This window comes from Geothermobacter hydrogeniphilus (assembly GCF_002093115.1).
Classification (GTDB): Bacteria; Desulfobacterota; Desulfuromonadia; order Desulfuromonadales; family Geothermobacteraceae; genus Geothermobacter_A; species Geothermobacter_A hydrogeniphilus.
Genome location: NZ_NAAD01000057.1, coordinates 1 through 1,300 on the forward strand (window position 1 = coordinate 1; position 1,300 = coordinate 1,300).

The window sequence follows — 1,300 nt, forward strand, 5'->3', positions numbered from 1 at the left end:
TCTTGGCATGGGGGAAGTATGCCATAGAGGAGCAACGAGAGAAAGGTATAATTACTTGGGCGTCCCCTTCTTCGCCAAAGAGGATCGCTTCGAGAAACTGGGCCGGGACATTCTTCAGCCCCATGTCCAAAACATCGGTCTGGATCAAGTCGCGCCAGGTTTCAACAGGCGTCGAAAAAGAGACTTCAGTTCCCCGGAAGGCAAAGACGTATTTCGACCCTGCGGTATTGTCTAGATCGACATTTTCGAGCAGCAGGGCCTGAAAGCCGTTCTTTGAGGGTTGGCTGAAGGCTTTGACTTGGTAGCCGGGGACTATAGTTTTGTTTCTGTCCCCTGTGAACAAATCTTCAGAATAAACATCCTCGGCCAAAGCCCCCATATTACCTACAACCTCAATCGTGCCCATTTTTGCCCGCCCTCCTTAAGCGCATGAAGTAAGTTTTGTAACTAATGCGCGAAGAAATATTTCTGAATCGATCTGCTGCCTCATTTTCTGCGAACGAACTAAATAAAACCCTTTCATCAAAATAGTAAGCATGCTCATCCCCAACGCGCCCCCCACCTTCAAAAGGACTATCCCCGACGGGCAATATCAACGCCCAGCGCGGCGAATAGCCCATATACCGCTCCGAATAGGCAATCCGTTCTTTGCTCCGGTTGTCGGTGATCTCCATCCGGTCGGCCCAGATGAATGGCTTTTGCCAGAAGGGCAGGGGGATAGGATTGAGCTTGACGGTGTAGTTGAGCGGCGGCAGGTCGCTGGCGCGGGTGTAGGCCTCCGGCTTATCTCCCTTCCCATAGCGATAGAGGTAGATCTTGCCGTCCGGGCCGTTCATCGCCAGGGTGCTGAGATGTTCGCCGTCGAGCAGGTGGTCGATCATCCACAGGCGGTAGTTTTCGTCATAGCCGGGCCAGACGTTGTCTTCCCAATAGACACTGCCGGGAGCATCGACGGTGCGGACGATCTGCTGCAACGGGCTGCGGGTCAGTTGGTAATACTTCAGCAGTGCGGTCTGAACAATCATGTCGTAGGTGGGAAAGAGCACCACAAAGGCGACCGCCAGCCAGGTGTAGAGCCGGCGGTTAAAGATGACCCGCACCAGCCAGACCACAAAAGCAGCGACCAGCAGGTAACCGACAAACAGCAGCAGGTAAAAAAGCCCCACGAATCCCTCCAGTGAACCTCCTCAACAGTCGGGCAACTGAAAAGGTGTGCCACGACTGCCTCGAGACAACAGCCTCAACAAAAAACCGCGTCAAGAAAAACCCATCACGGCTTTCTGGCGCGGTCTTGTCCGTT

General features: G+C 53.7%; 2 protein-coding genes. Both read right to left on the reverse strand.

The features are described from left to right. The coding region (locus B5V00_RS16785) for a hypothetical protein (RefSeq protein WP_139800825.1) at positions 1-406 on the reverse strand (406 nt) is incomplete at its 3' end. Continuing rightward, the gene (locus tag B5V00_RS16790) at positions 393-1,166 is read right to left on the reverse strand and encodes a hypothetical protein (protein ID WP_085011955.1); all 774 of its coding nucleotides are present in this window, start codon (positions 1,164-1,166) and stop codon (positions 393-395) included. The genes B5V00_RS16785 and B5V00_RS16790, both read right to left, overlap by 14 nt. Positions 1,167-1,300 lie beyond the last annotated feature (134 nt).